13 protein-coding genes and 1 pseudogene are annotated in these 12,718 nt (G+C 74.2%); 10 read left to right on the top strand and 4 right to left on the bottom strand.

Annotated elements, in window-relative coordinates; translation table 11 throughout:
- Positions 1–226: 226 nt before the first annotated feature.
- Positions 227–1,405 carry a hypothetical protein gene (locus tag ACFWOG_RS19690; RefSeq protein ID WP_380359886.1) on the bottom strand — a complete coding sequence of 393 codons (1,179 nt, stop codon included), beginning with the start codon at positions 1,403–1,405 and terminating at the stop codon, positions 227–229.
- A gap of 295 nt (positions 1,406–1,700) precedes the next feature.
- Here ACFWOG_RS19690 and tsaE point away from each other — a divergent pair, with 295 nt between their 5' ends.
- Both tsaE and ACFWOG_RS19680 read left to right on the top strand, forming a co-directional pair.
- A complete protein-coding gene (gene tsaE, locus ACFWOG_RS19685) occupies positions 1,701–2,198 on the top strand; it encodes a tRNA (adenosine(37)-N6)-threonylcarbamoyltransferase complex ATPase subunit type 1 TsaE (protein WP_329950404.1) in 498 nt (165 codons plus the stop codon).
- A gap of 141 nt (positions 2,199–2,339) precedes the next feature.
- Complete coding sequence (locus ACFWOG_RS19680) at positions 2,340–2,597, top strand: hypothetical protein (RefSeq protein WP_380359884.1); 258 nt, start codon at positions 2,340–2,342, stop codon at positions 2,595–2,597.
- An 80-nt stretch (positions 2,598–2,677) separates the two neighbouring features.
- On the opposite strand, the gene ACFWOG_RS19675 is transcribed toward ACFWOG_RS19680, so the two are convergent.
- Positions 2,678–3,259, bottom strand: a complete 582-nt coding sequence (locus tag ACFWOG_RS19675) for a hypothetical protein (protein ID WP_380359888.1) — start codon at positions 3,257–3,259, stop codon at positions 2,678–2,680.
- Positions 3,260–3,479: 220 nt separating this feature from the next.
- Between ACFWOG_RS19675 and tsaB the strand changes: the two genes are divergently transcribed.
- The 5 genes and pseudogenes from tsaB (at position 3,480) to ACFWOG_RS19650 (ending at position 7,270) form a co-directional block, all read left to right on the top strand.
- On the top strand, positions 3,480–4,136 hold the full coding sequence (gene tsaB, locus ACFWOG_RS19670; RefSeq protein WP_329885362.1) for a tRNA (adenosine(37)-N6)-threonylcarbamoyltransferase complex dimerization subunit type 1 TsaB: 657 nt from the start codon (positions 3,480–3,482) through the stop codon (positions 4,134–4,136).
- Between the two features lie 74 nt (positions 4,137–4,210).
- A pseudogene (gene rimI / locus ACFWOG_RS19665) lies at positions 4,211–4,651 on the top strand (ribosomal protein S18-alanine N-acetyltransferase); the annotation flags it as partial.
- Between the two features lie 166 nt (positions 4,652–4,817).
- A complete protein-coding gene (gene tsaD, locus ACFWOG_RS19660) occupies positions 4,818–5,924 on the top strand; it encodes a tRNA (adenosine(37)-N6)-threonylcarbamoyltransferase complex transferase subunit TsaD (RefSeq protein WP_329885361.1) in 1,107 nt (368 codons plus the stop codon).
- Positions 5,921–6,184, top strand: a complete 264-nt coding sequence (locus ACFWOG_RS19655; RefSeq protein ID WP_380359882.1) for a hypothetical protein — start codon at positions 5,921–5,923, stop codon at positions 6,182–6,184. Before tsaD ends, ACFWOG_RS19655 begins: the two co-directional genes overlap by 4 nt.
- A 126-nt stretch (positions 6,185–6,310) precedes the next feature.
- The gene (locus ACFWOG_RS19650) at positions 6,311–7,270 is read left to right on the top strand and encodes a polysaccharide deacetylase family protein (RefSeq protein ID WP_380359880.1); all 960 of its coding nucleotides are present in this window, start codon (positions 6,311–6,313) and stop codon (positions 7,268–7,270) included.
- On the opposite strand, the gene ACFWOG_RS19645 is transcribed toward ACFWOG_RS19650, so the two are convergent.
- Positions 7,246–8,445, bottom strand: a complete 1,200-nt coding sequence (locus tag ACFWOG_RS19645) for a methyltransferase domain-containing protein (RefSeq protein WP_329950406.1) — start codon at positions 8,443–8,445, stop codon at positions 7,246–7,248. The genes ACFWOG_RS19650 and ACFWOG_RS19645 overlap by 25 nt on opposite strands.
- A gap of 309 nt (positions 8,446–8,754) precedes the next feature.
- Between ACFWOG_RS19645 and groES the strand changes: the two genes are divergently transcribed.
- The 3 genes from groES to ACFWOG_RS19630 all read left to right on the top strand — a co-directional run bounded on the left by groES (position 8,755) and on the right by ACFWOG_RS19630 (position 12,013).
- On the top strand, positions 8,755–9,060 hold the full coding sequence (gene groES / locus ACFWOG_RS19640) for a co-chaperone GroES (RefSeq protein ID WP_014136232.1): 306 nt from the start codon (positions 8,755–8,757) through the stop codon (positions 9,058–9,060).
- A 130-nt stretch (positions 9,061–9,190) separates the two neighbouring features.
- On the top strand, positions 9,191–10,819 hold the full coding sequence (gene groL / locus ACFWOG_RS19635; protein WP_329950407.1) for a chaperonin GroEL: 1,629 nt from the start codon (positions 9,191–9,193) through the stop codon (positions 10,817–10,819).
- A gap of 198 nt (positions 10,820–11,017) precedes the next feature.
- Complete coding sequence (locus ACFWOG_RS19630) at positions 11,018–12,013, top strand: LysR substrate-binding domain-containing protein (RefSeq protein WP_329885357.1); 996 nt, start codon at positions 11,018–11,020, stop codon at positions 12,011–12,013.
- A 202-nt stretch (positions 12,014–12,215) separates the two neighbouring features.
- Here the strand turns inward: ACFWOG_RS19630 and ACFWOG_RS19625 are convergent, their stop codons facing one another.
- Positions 12,216–12,551, bottom strand: a complete 336-nt coding sequence (locus ACFWOG_RS19625; RefSeq protein WP_329885356.1) for a WhiB family transcriptional regulator — start codon at positions 12,549–12,551, stop codon at positions 12,216–12,218.
- Positions 12,552–12,718 lie beyond the last annotated feature (167 nt).

The following is a 12,718-nucleotide window of genomic DNA, read 5'->3' as shown; positions in this document are numbered from 1 at the left end:
CGACCGCACCCTGCGCCTGACCGGCCCCCGCACCCCCGGCGCCCCCGCCCCCCCCCGCGGCCCCCCCCCCGCCCCGGGCCGCCGGACCCACCGCCGCCCCCCGCGCCCCCGCGGGCGGGGGGGCCCCCGCGCCCCCGCCCCCCCCCCGGGCGGCGGCACCGCGGGGGGCCCGGCCCCTGTCCGCAGGGGCCGGGCCACCGGTTCGTGGTGGGTGCGGGGCCGGGTGTCAGGCGTCCGCGCCGCCCTTGCGGCGGCGCAGCACGACGAGCGTGCCGATGCCGACGGCCAGCACCGCACCGCCGACCACCGCGAGGGCGGAGGTGTCGTCGCCGCCACCGCCGGTGGTGGCCAGGTTGCTGCCGCCGGACGGGCGGCCGGCGGCCTTCGCCTTGGCCTGGGCGACCGCCTCGGCGGTGGGCCGGGGCTTGGCGGCCGCGGCCTGCTGGAAGGCGGCGGCGTCGGGGAGGGTGATCTGCGCGGCGCCGCCGGTGGTGGTGGCGGGCGCGGGGGCGCCGGTGGTGGCGGTCGGGGTGGCCGACGGGGAGGCGGACGCCGTGGCGCCGGCCGTGGGGCTCGGGCTGCCCGTGGCGGTCGGCTTCGTGGTGGCCGTCGGGGTCGCGGTGCTCGTCGCGGTCGCGGTGGCGGTCGCTGTGGCCGACGGCGTACCGGTCGGGGTGGCCGTGGCACTCGGCGAGGCCGTGGCCGTGGTCGACGGGGTTGCCGTGACCGACGGCGTACCGGTCGGCGTGGCGGTGGCCGTGGCCGACGGGCCGGCGGAGGTGGACGGGCTTGCGGAGGTGGACGGGCTTGCCGTCCCCTCGCCGGTGCCGATGACGAAGGCGGCCTTGGGCCCGAAGGCCCAGCTCGGTCCCTCGGCGGGGTCCTCGTCCGGGTCGTCGAAGAACATCGACAGCTGGGCGACGGCGTCGTCCGCGACCGCGTCGGCGGTCAGGGCCAGCTTGAACTGGAAGGTGAGCGAGTCGCCGTTCGGCAGGTAGAGCAGCTCGCCGAGGTCGAGCACCGGGGCGCGCAGCCCGGCGGTCGACGGTGTGGCGTCCCGCCAGGCGTGGGTGTCGACGTCCTGGAACTGGAGCTTGATCTGGCCCGTGGTCAGCTTGCCGTGCTCCGAGCCGAACACCATCATCGGCTCGATGATCATGTCGCGTCCGGACGTGTTGGCGACCTCGGCGGCGAAGGCGACGGCCGGGGCGCCCGCGACGACCCGGGCCGGGAAGTTCTTGAAGGTCAGCACCGGCGGCGCCTGCGGGCCGGAGGCGGCCCGTGCGGCGGCGACGGCGGCGGTGCCCGCCGCCGGGGCGGCCTGAGCGGCGGGGGCGGCGGCGATGACGGAGGCCGAGGCCAGGGCGGCGACGGCGGGTATCGCGAGACCGCGACGGAGCTTCATCGGTGGACCTCATCGGGAGACCGGGCCGGCGGGCCCGGAGGCGGGGATCCGGACGGCGGACGGGGGCGTCGGCGGTCCGGAGGACGGTTCGGAAGCAGACGGTAGCGGTTCGCGGGAAGCCTCCCGGGAGCGGGTCACCGACGGCGGGCCCGGTGCCGGCGACCTGTCGGCGGCAAAGATGATCACATCGGGACAGACCGGGCCCGGCCACGGGTGCGGCCGGGGATGTGGCACGGTAGCGGGGGCGCCCGACCGTCGGTGCGCCGCCGTACGGACCGAAGGGCTTGATTCGCGCATGGGCTCGCACGCCACTCTCACCGTCGCCACTCCCGAGCGGATGGGCCGGCTCGGCCGGGAGCTGGCCGCACTCCTGCGGCCGGGGGACCTGGTGCTGCTCTCGGGCGAGCTGGGGGCCGGGAAGACCACGCTGACCCGGGGGCTGGGCGAGGGGCTCGGGGTGCGCGGAGCCGTCACCTCGCCGACCTTCGTGATCGCCCGGGTGCACCCGTCGCTGGTGGGCGGCCCGGCACTGGTGCACGTGGACGCGTACCGGCTGGGCGGGGACCTGGACGAGATGGAGGACCTCGACCTGGACGTCTCGCTGCCCGAGTCGGTGGTGGTGGTCGAGTGGGGCGAGGGCAAGGTCGAGCGGCTCTCCGAGAACCGGCTGGAGGTCCGGATCGAGCGGGCGATCGGCGCCGGCGCGGAGGCGGACGACCTGGACCCGCGCCAGGTGGTGCTGACCGGGATCGGCGGACGCTGGGACGCGGTGGAGCTGTCCGCGCTGGCCTGAAGGGGCCGGGCCCTCTCCTGCGGAAGAGAGGGCCCGGCCCGCACGGGCTTGCCGACAGCCTGTCGGGAAGATGTTGCGGGCGAGGTCCCGGGCGTGGTGGGATGGGTGCTGCGGTTAGGTGTGCCTAACTAGGGAGGCGCCATGTCGAGCACCACCCCCGCCCCGGAGCGCGCGCCGCGCGGTGCCGGGGCCGGAGAGCCCGCCCGCCGAGCCCCCGGGGAGCCGATGCGGGCCCTGCTGGCGTCCTGCGCCGCGGCGGAGGCCGTCTCCACCCCGCCCCGGCGGCGTACGGCCGCGGTCACCACGGACGCGGCGGAAGCCCCGGAACCCGCGGATCCCTCGGACGCCGTCGTGCGGGCGGACACCGGCGCGCACCACACCCGTCGCGCCGCCGCGTAGGCCGGACCCCTGACGGGGGCCGCACCCGGCCGGGGGCCGATCCCGCGCCGCGGACCTCGTGCGGTCCGGTGGGGGGACGGTCAGGCGATCACGACCACCTTGGTGTCCTTGGGGGCGAAGTCCCAGAGCAGCTGACCCTCCTGCCGGCCGCTGCGGATGCCGCCGGTCTTGGCCTTCGGGTCGGCGGTCGGCGTGCCGGTGGCGCCGTCGACGGCCGCGCTGAAGCCGAACACCACGCCGTTCTGCTGGGCGAAGCGCACCACGTGCTCGATCTGCCGGCCGTCGGTGCCGGTGGTGGTCGGGGTCCGGCTGTAGACCAGGTAGCTGCCGGGGGTCGGCTCGACCGTGCCCGGGGTGACCGGGAAGGCGGCCACCAGCTGGGGGGTCTTCTTCGGGTCGACCAGCCAGACGTAGTGGCCGCTGACCGAGTAGACGACCCGCAGCCCGGTGCCCGCGCCGGTGGTGGGCAGCGCCGGGACGGTCGGTGTGGGCGAGGCGGTCGGGGTGGCCGAGGCGACCGGCCCGCTGGACGAGGCCGTGACGCTCGTGCTCGGACCGGCGGCGACCGCCCGGTCCTGCGCGCCGTTGGCCTGGAAGGCCAACAGGCTCACCACTGCCAGGGCCCCCAGGGTCAGCCCCGTGACCACCACTCCAGGACCCATCTTCGCCACGTGTGCTCCCACCGCCGTCCCAAAACCGTCGGCCCCATCGTGCCAGGTTCGTCCGGCCGGTCCGCATCGTGCCGGACGTGTGTTCCGGACCGGTGCGGGTTTTCGATCGGGCGGAGCAGATGATCGGAGCAGATGACCGCGGCGCGGCGGGGGCGGCGCCCCGGGGCGGGCGGCCCGACCGGTCACCCGCCGACCGGTCTAACCTTGACCCGTGCTGCTGCTCGCGTTCGACACCGCTACCCCCGCCGTCACCGCCGCCGTCCACGACGGCACCGCGGTCCTCGCCCAGACCGACCAGGTCGACGCCAGACGTCACGGCGAACTCCTGCTGCCCACCATCGACCAGGTACTGCGGGCGGCCGGTGTCGACAAGCACCGGCTGACCGGCATCGCCGTGGGCGTCGGCCCGGGCCCGTACACCGGGCTGCGGGTCGGTCTGGTGACCGCCGCCGCGCTCGGGCACGCGCTCGGCCTCCCGGTGCACGGCGTCTGCACCCTGGACGCGATCGCCCACCGGGCCCGCGCCGAGGGGCTGGCGGGCGAACCGTTCACGGTCGCCACCGACGCGCGCCGCAAGGAGGTCTACTGGGCCTCGTACGACGCCGAGGGCCGCCGTACCGAGGGCCCGGCGGTGGACCGCCCGGCCGAGCTGACCCCGCTGCCGCGGTCCGTCGGCGCCGGTGCGCTGCTCTACCCGGACGCCTTCCCCGGCGCGCAGGGACCCGAGCACGTCTCGGCCGGTGCGCTCGCCGACTTCGCCGTCGCCGAGCTGGCCGCCGGCCGCGAGCTGCTGCCGAACGCCCCGCTCTACCTGCGCCGGCCGGACGCGCAGGTGCCGGCCGGCTACAAGGCGGTGCTCCCGGCGTGACCGGCCCGAGTACCACCGGCCCCGCTCCGGCCGTCCCGGCCGCGGACGCCCCCGGGGCCGTCACCCTGCGCCCGATGCGCTGGTGGGACATCGCCCCGGTGATGGAGCTGGAGCTGGAGCTCTTCCCCGAGGACGCCTGGTCCACCGGGATGTACTGGTCCGAGCTGGCCGAGACCCACCCCGGCGGCACCCGCCACTACACCGTCGCCGCCACCCCGGACGGCGCCGTCGTCGGTTACGCCGGACTGATGGCGGTGGCCGGCGAGGGCGACGTGCAGACCATCGCCGTCGACGGGCGCCGGCAGGGGACCGGCCTCGGTACGGCCCTGCTCACCGACCTGGTCCGGGAGGCGGTCCGACGCGGGTGCGTCGAGCTGCTGCTGGAGGTCCGGGTGGACAACCCGCGCGCCCAGCGGCTGTACGAGCGCTTCGGCTTCGAACCGGTCGGCATCCGGCGCGGCTACTACCAGCCCGCCAACGTCGACGCCCTGGTGATGCGCCTCGACCTCGCCGACCGCGACGACCCGGCCGACCTCGACGACCTCCTCGACGGCGACGCGCCCGAGCGGGACGAGCTTCCCGACGGCGACGCCCCCGACGACCCCGACGGCCCTGAGCGCCCCGACGGCCTCGACGAATCCGCGGACCTCCCGCGACCGGATGTGAAGAAGGACACCCGCCATGGCTGACGAACCGCTCGTCCTCGGTATCGAGACCTCCTGCGACGAGACCGGCGTCGGCATCGTGCGCGGCACCACCCTGCTCGCCGACGCGGTCGCTTCCAGCGTCAACGACCACGCCCGGTTCGGCGGCGTCGTCCCCGAGATCGCCAGCCGCGCGCACCTGGAGGCGATGGTCCCGACCATCGAGCGCGCCCTGGAGACCGCCGGCGTCAAGGCCGGCGACCTGGACGGCATCGCCGTCACGGCCGGCCCGGGCCTGGCGGGCGCGCTGCTGGTCGGCGTGAGCGCCGCCAAGGCGTACGCGTGGGCCCTCGACAAGCCGCTCTACGGGGTCAACCACCTCGCCTCGCACATCTGCGTGGACCAGCTGGAGCACGGCCGGCTGCCGTCGCCGACGATGGCCCTGCTGGTCTCCGGCGGGCACTCCTCGCTGCTGCTCAGCGCGGACATCACCAGTGACGTCCGCCCGCTCGGCGCGACCATCGACGACGCGGCAGGCGAGGCCTTCGACAAGGTCGCCCGGGTGCTCGGACTGGGCTTCCCCGGCGGCCCGGTGGTGGACCGCAGGGCCCGCGAGGGTGACCCCGGGGCGATCGCCTTCCCGCGCGGCCTGACCGGCCCCAGGGACCCGGAGTACGACTTCTCCTTCTCCGGGCTGAAGACCGCCGTCGCCCGCTGGGTCGAGGCGAAGCGCCGGGCCGGGGAGGAGGTGCCGGTCGCGGACGTCGCGGCGTCCTTCCAGGAGGCCGTCACCGACGTGCTGACCCGCAAGGCGGTCAAGGCGTGCAAGGACAGCGGCGTCGACCACCTGATGATCGGCGGCGGCGTGGCGGCGAACTCGCGGCTGCGCGAGATGGCCCAGCAGCGCTGTGACAAGGCCGGTATCCGGCTCCGGGTGCCGCGGCCGGGCCTGTGCACCGACAACGGCGCGATGGTCGCCGCGCTCGGCGCCGAGATGGTCTGGCGCAACCGCGCGCCGTCCTCCCTCGCCCTGTCGGCCGACTCCTCGCTGCCGGTCACCGAGGTCCACGTGCCGGACGCCGCAGCCGTGCACGGCGACGTCCACGGCCAGGCGTACGACGCGCTGACCGGGCAGCAGAAGTGACCACCACCGCCGCGATGTGGGAGGCCCGGGCGGCCGACGGACGCGCCGCCGAGCTCTCCGCCTGGGTGCGCGAGGTCGCGTTGCCCGCGCTGCGCGGTACGGCCGGGCTGGTCCGCACCGAGCTGTTCGCCGCTCCGGGCGAGCGCGTGCTGCTGATCACCTGGTGGACCGGCGAGCCGGTGCCGGTGGTCGAGCCGCCCGCCGGGCTGCTGGGCCGTCCGGTCCACCGGTGGTCCTTCACCAGCGAGCACGTGGAGTAGCCCCCGCCCCGCGCCGTCCGACCCCGCGCCGTCCGACCCCGCCGCCCGACCCGCCTCCACCCCCGCCGATCGGCTGCTCGAAGGCCCGACCGGGAACCGAACACGTGACCGTTACCGTGCAAGGCGATGAGATCGCTGGACGGGACCGGGGAGCACGGCGCGGTGAAGAGGCACGGGCGGGGCAGGACGACGACGTACGCGGTGGGGGCGATGGCGCTGCTCACCGCCGTCTCCGGGTGCGGCAGCGGCGGCGGGACCGGCGGCCCGCCCGCCGCGGCGGTCTCCACCCCGGCCGACCGGGGCGCCGCCGCCTCCTCGGCCGCGCCGCAGCAGCCCGTGACGCCGCCGCCGGCCCCCGCCCCGGTTCCCGCCGCCGCCGGGGATCCGGCCGCCTGGGCCAAGTGGAACCTCAAGCCGCTGCCGCCCGCGCCGCCGGCGCCGGCCGACAAGCCGGTGAAGCTCCGGCGGAGCGGGCCCGTCCCGGTGTTCAGCGAGGTGCGGACCACCGACAAGGTCGTCTTCGTCACCATCGACGACGGCGCCGAGAAGGACCCGCGGTTCGTCGAGATGCTGACCGACCTCAAGGTGCCCGTCTCGATGTTCCTGACCCGCGACGTCGTCAAGGACGACTACGGCTACTTCAAGCGGCTCCAGGCGCTCGGCAACCACGTCCACAACCACACCGTGGGCCACGCCCAGTTGAGCAAGGTCACGCCGGAGAGACAGCGGTCCGAGATCTGCGACGCCCAGACCGCCTTCACCCAGCAGTACGGCACCGCCCCGCTGCTCTTCCGGCCGCCGTACGGCGACGGCGCCCACACGGCGGCGCTCAACGACGCGGTGCAGCAGTGCGGACCGAGGGCCGTCGTGCTCTGGCGGGAGTCGATGCAGATCCACGACATGCAGTACCAGGCGGCGGACAAGAAGCTCCGGCCCGGTGACATCGTCCTGGCCCACTTCCGGGGCCCGAAGGACCTCAAGGGCGAGACGATGACGCAGATGTTCGGCGAGATGCTGGCCCGGATCCAGGAGCAGGGCTTCGCGGTGGCCCGGCTGGAGGACTACATCGAGTCGCCCGCCGCCTGAGCGTCGGCCCGGACGGGCTGTCCGAGCATCATCAGCGGCCCGTTGTCGGTCCGGCTGAGGATCACCGTGACGGAGTTCGGGCCTGACGGCTTCAGCTGGCGGCGCAGCTCCTCCGGGGTGATCGCCATTCCGCGCTTCTTGATCACCACCGTGCCGACGCCCCGCTCGCGCAGCAGCGCCTTCAGCTTCTTGATGTGGAACGGCAGCACGTCGGTCAGCTCGAAGGCGTGCGCGTACGGGGTGGCGACCAGCTCGTCCGAGGTGACGTAGGCGATCTTCGGGTCGATCAGCCGGCCGTTCACCTGCCCGGCCACCTCGGCGACCAGGTGGGCCCGGATCACCGCGCCGTCCGGCTCGTACAGGTAGCGGCCGACCGGGCCGGCCGGCGGGTCGGGCAGGTCGCCGCCGGTCAGGCTCGTCCGACCGGGGAGCAGGGTGGCGCGGTGCGGGCCGGCGGCCCCGGTGCCGAACCAGAGCACCGCCTCCTTGACGTCGCCGTGGTCGGAGACCCACTCGGCCTCGGCGTCGGCCGGCACCGCCTCGTGCGGGATGCCCGGTGCCACCTTGAGCGCGCCGATCGGGGTGCGCCGGCCGGCCCCGATCGCCCAGGAGAGCGGGGGGGCGTACGCCTCGGGGTCGAAGACCCGGCCGCGCGCGGTGCGCCGGGCCGGGTCGGTGAAGACCGCGTCGTAGCCGGTGACGTCGATGTCGGCGACGTCCGCGCAGCGCACCTCGACCAGGTCGGTCAGGCCCAGCGCGGCCGCGTTGGCCGCAGTGGCCGCGCAGGCGGCCGGGTCCCGGTCGACGGCGAGGACCTCGATCCCCGCCCGGGCCAGTGCCAGCACGTCGCCGCCGACCCCGCAGCAGAGGTCGGCCAGCCGCCGCACGCCGAGGTCCGCGAAGCGGTGGGCCCGCCACTCGGCGACGCTGCGCCGGGTGGACTGCTCGACGCCGTCGGGCGTGAAGTACATGAGATCGGCGTCCGCACCGAACTTGGCCCGCGCCCGCTGCCGGAGCCGGGCCTGCCCGAAGGCGGCGGACACCAGCTCGGCGGGGTGCTCCCTGCGCAGCCGGGTGGCCAGCGCCAGCTCCTCCTCCGGCGCGAACTCGCGCAGTTCGGCGAGCAGGGCCTGGCCCCGGTCGGTCAGCAGGGGCTGCAGGTTGTCGGTCTCCACGGGCCCATTCTCCCCGGTCGGTGCGCCGGGACGGGCCGGTGCGTCCGGAGGTCTCGATCACGGGACGCGTGTGCGGTCGGGGGAACGACCCGAACGCGAGTGCGGCTACTCGCCCGTATCCCGGGGTCCGGGGGCGCGCCGTTGGCACTCTGGTTGACTGAGTGCTAACCGCGGCCTATGGTCATGCCTAGCACTCTCCACGGGGGGAGTGCTAACGCGAAGAGGCGTTTCTGACCCCCGCGACGGCAGATCCGCAGGTTCGCCCCTACCCGTTAGTAAGCCCCGTAATCTCCGAAGGGGAGCTCGGACGTGACCACCAGCAGCAAGGTTGCCATCAAGCCGCTCGAGGACCGCATCGTGGTCCAGCCGCTCGACGCCGAGACCACCACGGCCTCCGGCCTGGTTATCCCGGACACGGCCAAGGAGAAGCCCCAGGAGGGCGTCGTCCTGGCTGTCGGCCCGGGTCGCTTCGAGGACGGCCAGCGTCTGCCGCTCGACGTCGCCGTCGGTGACATCGTCCTGTACTCGAAGTACGGCGGCACCGAGGTGAAGTACCAGGGCGAGGAGTACCTCGTCCTCTCGGCGCGCGACGTTCTCGCCATCATCGAGAAGTAAGCAGCACCGAGAAGTAAGACGTCCCGACCCGCCCCGGATCCGTGTCCCTAGTGACAGGGGCCCGGGGCGTGGTTGTTGGTTCACGTAGTCGAGCGGCCGCGACGGCCGCAGCCCCGAGGGAATAGGGAACATGGCGAAGATCCTGCAGTTCAACGAGGACGCGCGCCGCTCGCTGGAGCGCGGTGTCAACAAGCTGGCCGACACCGTCAAGGTGACCATCGGCCCCAAGGGCCGCAACGTCGTCATCGACAAGAAGTTCGGTGCTCCGACCATCACCAACGACGGTGTCACCATCGCCCGTGAGGTCGAGCTCGACGACCCGTACGAGAACCTTGGCGCGCAGCTCGTCAAGGAGGTCGCCACCAAGACCAACGACGTCGCGGGTGACGGCACCACCACCGCCACCGTGCTGGCCCAGGCCCTGGTGAACGAGGGTCTGCGCAACGTCGCCGCCGGTGCCGGCCCGGCCGCCCTGAAGAAGGGCATCGACAAGGCCGTCGCCGCCGTCTCCGAGCACCTGCTGTCCATCGCCCGCGAGATCGAGGGCAAGGACGACGTCGCCGCCGTCGCGACCCTCTCCGCGCAGGACACCCAGGTCGGCGAGCTCATCGCCGAGGCGATCGACAAGGTCGGCAAGGACGGTGTCATCACCGTCGAGGAGTCGAACACCTTCGGCGTGGAGCTGGACTTCACCGAGGGCATGCAGTTCGACAAGGGCTACCTGTCGCCGTACTTCGTGACCGACGCGGAGCGGCAGGAGGCGGTCCTGGAGGACCCGTACATCCTGATCAACCAGGGCAAGATCTCCTCCATCCAGGAGCTCCTGCCGCTGCTGGAGAAGGTCGTGCAGGGCGGTACCTCCCGCCCGCTGCTGATCATCGCCGAGGACGTCGACGGCGAGGCGCTGTCGACCCTCCTGGTGAACAAGATCCGCGGCATCTTCAACGCCGTGGCCGTCAAGGCCCCGGGCTTCGGTGACCGCCGCAAGGCGATCCTGGGCGACCTCGCCACCCTGACCGGTGGCACCGTGATCTCCGAGGAGGTCGGCCTCAAGCTCGACCAGGCCGGTCTGGACGTGCTGGGCAGCGCCCGCCGCGTGACCATCACCAAGGACGAGACCACCATCGTCGACGGTGCCGGCGACAGCGAGGCCGTGGCCGGCCGCGTCGCCCAGATCAAGGGCGAGATCGCCAACACCGACTCGGACTGGGACCGCGAGAAGCTGCAGGAGCGCCTGGCCAAGCTGGCCGGCGGCGTCTGCGTCATCCGTGTCGGTGCCGCCACCGAGGTGGAGCTGAAGGAGCGCAAGCACCGCCTGGAGGACGCCATCTCGGCGACCCGTGCCGCGGTCGAGGAGGGCATCGTCGCCGGTGGTGGCGCCTCCCTCGTCCACGCCGCCAAGGTGCTGAACGACGGCCTGGGCCTGACGGGCGACGAGGCGACCGGTGTCGCGGTCGTCCGCAAGGCGCTGCACGAGCCGCTGCGCTGGATCGCCCAGAACGCCGGCCTGGAGGGTTACGTCATCACCTCCAAGGTCTCCGAGCTGGAGCCGGGCCAGGGCTACAACGCCGCCACGGGCGAGTACGGCGACCTGATCAAGGCCGGCGTCATCGACCCGGTCAAGGTCACCCGTTCCGCCCTGGAGAACGCCGCCTCGATCGCCTCCCTGCTGCTCACCACCGAGACCCTCGTGGTGGAGAAGAAGGAGGAGGAGCCCGACGCCGGTCACTCGCACGGCGGCCACGGCCACTCCCACTGACACCCGTTCAGTGACCGGAGGCCCGGTCCGCGCCCCTCGGGGACGCGGCCGGGCCTCCGGCGTGTCGGCCGCGGTACGCCCCTGACGGGCCGCTCCGAGGTGCGGCGTCCGGAGCGCATCGCGCCGGTGGGCGAGTTTTACTCTTCAACTATCATCTGAATTTTGCAGATAGCAAAGATTTACTTATATCTTTGAGGCATGATCGAGGCCCGCCACCTGCGCGTCCTGCGTGCCGTCGCCCGCACCGGATCCTTCTCCGCCGCCGCCCGCGAGCTGGGGTGTACGCAACCCGCCATCAGCCAGCAGATGAAGGCGCTGGAGAAGTCCGTGGACACCCCGCTGGTGGTCCGTTCGGGTCGCGGGATGCAGCTGAGCGAGGCCGGACGGGTGCTGCTCAAGCATGCCACCGGGATCCTCGCCGGGCTCTCCGCCGCCGAGGAGGAGGTGGCGGCGATCGCCGGACTGCGGGCCGGACGGGTGCGTCTGGTCTCCTTCCCGACCGCGAGTTCCACTCTGGTGCCGCCTGCCGTCGCCCGGCTGCGGGACAGCCATCCGGGGGTCCGCGTGTCGCTGGTCGACGCGGAGCCTCCGGAGTCGCTGGCGATGCTGCGCGGCGGCGAGTGCGAGGTCGCGCTGGCCTTCCGCTACCCCCAGGCGTCCGGCGCCGCCGCGCCGGCGCCCGCGCACGGCACGCCCCGTGAGGCGCGCGCCGAGGCCAACCTGGAGGCCCAGCAGCTCAGCGCCGGCACCGACTGGTCCGACCTGGTGGTCACCCCGCTGCTGGACGACCCGCTGGTCGGCCTGCTGCCCGCCGGACACCGGCTGGCCGGGCGCGGCGGGCCCGTGGAGCTGGCCGAGCTGGCCTCCGAGCAGTGGATCGCCGGCTGCCCGCAGTGCCGCGGGCACCTGGTGGAGCTCTGCGCCGGAGCCGGGTTCGAGCCCAGGATCGACTTCGCGACCGACGACTACCCCGCGGTGGTCGGCCTGGTCGCCGCCGGGCTCGGGGTGGCGGTGCTGCCGGGGCTGGCGCTGCAGTCGGTGCGCCCGGACGGGGTCGTGACGGTGGCGGTGCACGCCGCCACGGGAGCGCCGGCGGTACGGCAGGTGGTGGCGCTGACCCTCCCGGACCTCGCCGAGGTGCCGGCGGTGGCGCTGATGCTGGAGCGGCTGGCGGGCGCGGGCCCCGGGCGCTGACCGGGACCGGGTCGACCGGGGCCGGGCGGCACCGGCCGGACCGGCCGTGTCCGGACCGGCCGTCCGTCGCCCGCGGCCGGGCCGTGACCGCCCCGGACCGGCCGTCCCCGGGCCGACCGGGCGCAGGCCGGGAAGGCGCCGGGCCCTGACGTGCGCCACCACGAGAAGAAACGTTTCTTCTCGGCGCGGCGGACACGGACGGTTACGACAGGTACCGCTGGGCCCCGCCCGGCGCGACGAGCGGCACCTCCACCAGGCGGTTGCGCGAGCGGCCCATCATCTCCTCGCGCTCGTCCTCGGTCAGCCCGCCCCAGACGCCGTACGGTTCGCGGACCGCCAGTGCGTGCGCGGCGCACTCGGTGCGCACGGGGCAGCGCATGCAGACCTCCTTGGCGCTCGCCTCGCGTGAGCTCCGCGCGGCGCCGCGCTCTCCTTCGGGGTGGAAGAAGAGCGAACTGTCCACGCCGCGGCAGGCCGCGGAGAGCTGCCAGTCCCAGAGGTCCGCGTTGGGGCCGGGGAGGCGGGAGAAATCTGCCATGACTCATTCCCTTCAGAGGCTCGTCGACCGCGCGCCGGCTGCCAGCGGATTGCACTGGGCGGTACGGCGGGGCGCGTCCGGCGCCGGTGTGGACACCTGGAAATATGACTTACGGCAACTCCATGGACAAGTCACCCACAGAGTGGCACAACAGTCAATGACCATAC

Origin of the sequence: Kitasatospora sp. NPDC058406 (assembly GCF_042722765.1) — a bacterium.
Taxonomy (GTDB): Bacteria; Actinomycetota; Actinomycetes; order Streptomycetales; family Streptomycetaceae; genus Kitasatospora.
Note: the sequence above shows the minus strand (reverse complement) of the source record. Positions and strands in the feature narration are given on the sequence as shown.

Bases quoted from the DNA above. Each gene is read 5' to 3' on its own strand.
- ACFWOG_RS19690 (WP_380359886.1), bottom strand. From the start codon at position 1,405: ATGAAGCTCCGTCGCGGTCTCGCGATACCCGCCGTCGCCGCCCTGGCC.
- tsaE (WP_329950404.1), top strand. From the start codon at position 1,701: ATGGGCTCGCACGCCACTCTCACCGTCGCCACTCCCGAGCGGATGGGC.
- ACFWOG_RS19680 (WP_380359884.1), top strand. From the start codon at position 2,340: ATGTCGAGCACCACCCCCGCCCCGGAGCGCGCGCCGCGCGGTGCCGGG.
- ACFWOG_RS19675 (WP_380359888.1), bottom strand. From the start codon at position 3,259: ATGGGTCCTGGAGTGGTGGTCACGGGGCTGACCCTGGGGGCCCTGGCA.
- tsaD (WP_329885361.1), top strand. From the start codon at position 4,818: ATGGCTGACGAACCGCTCGTCCTCGGTATCGAGACCTCCTGCGACGAG.
- ACFWOG_RS19650 (WP_380359880.1), top strand. From the start codon at position 6,311: ATGAGATCGCTGGACGGGACCGGGGAGCACGGCGCGGTGAAGAGGCAC.
- groL (WP_329950407.1), top strand. From the start codon at position 9,191: ATGGCGAAGATCCTGCAGTTCAACGAGGACGCGCGCCGCTCGCTGGAG.
- ACFWOG_RS19630 (WP_329885357.1), top strand. From the start codon at position 11,018: ATGATCGAGGCCCGCCACCTGCGCGTCCTGCGTGCCGTCGCCCGCACC.
- ACFWOG_RS19625 (WP_329885356.1), bottom strand. From the start codon at position 12,551: ATGGCAGATTTCTCCCGCCTCCCCGGCCCCAACGCGGACCTCTGGGAC.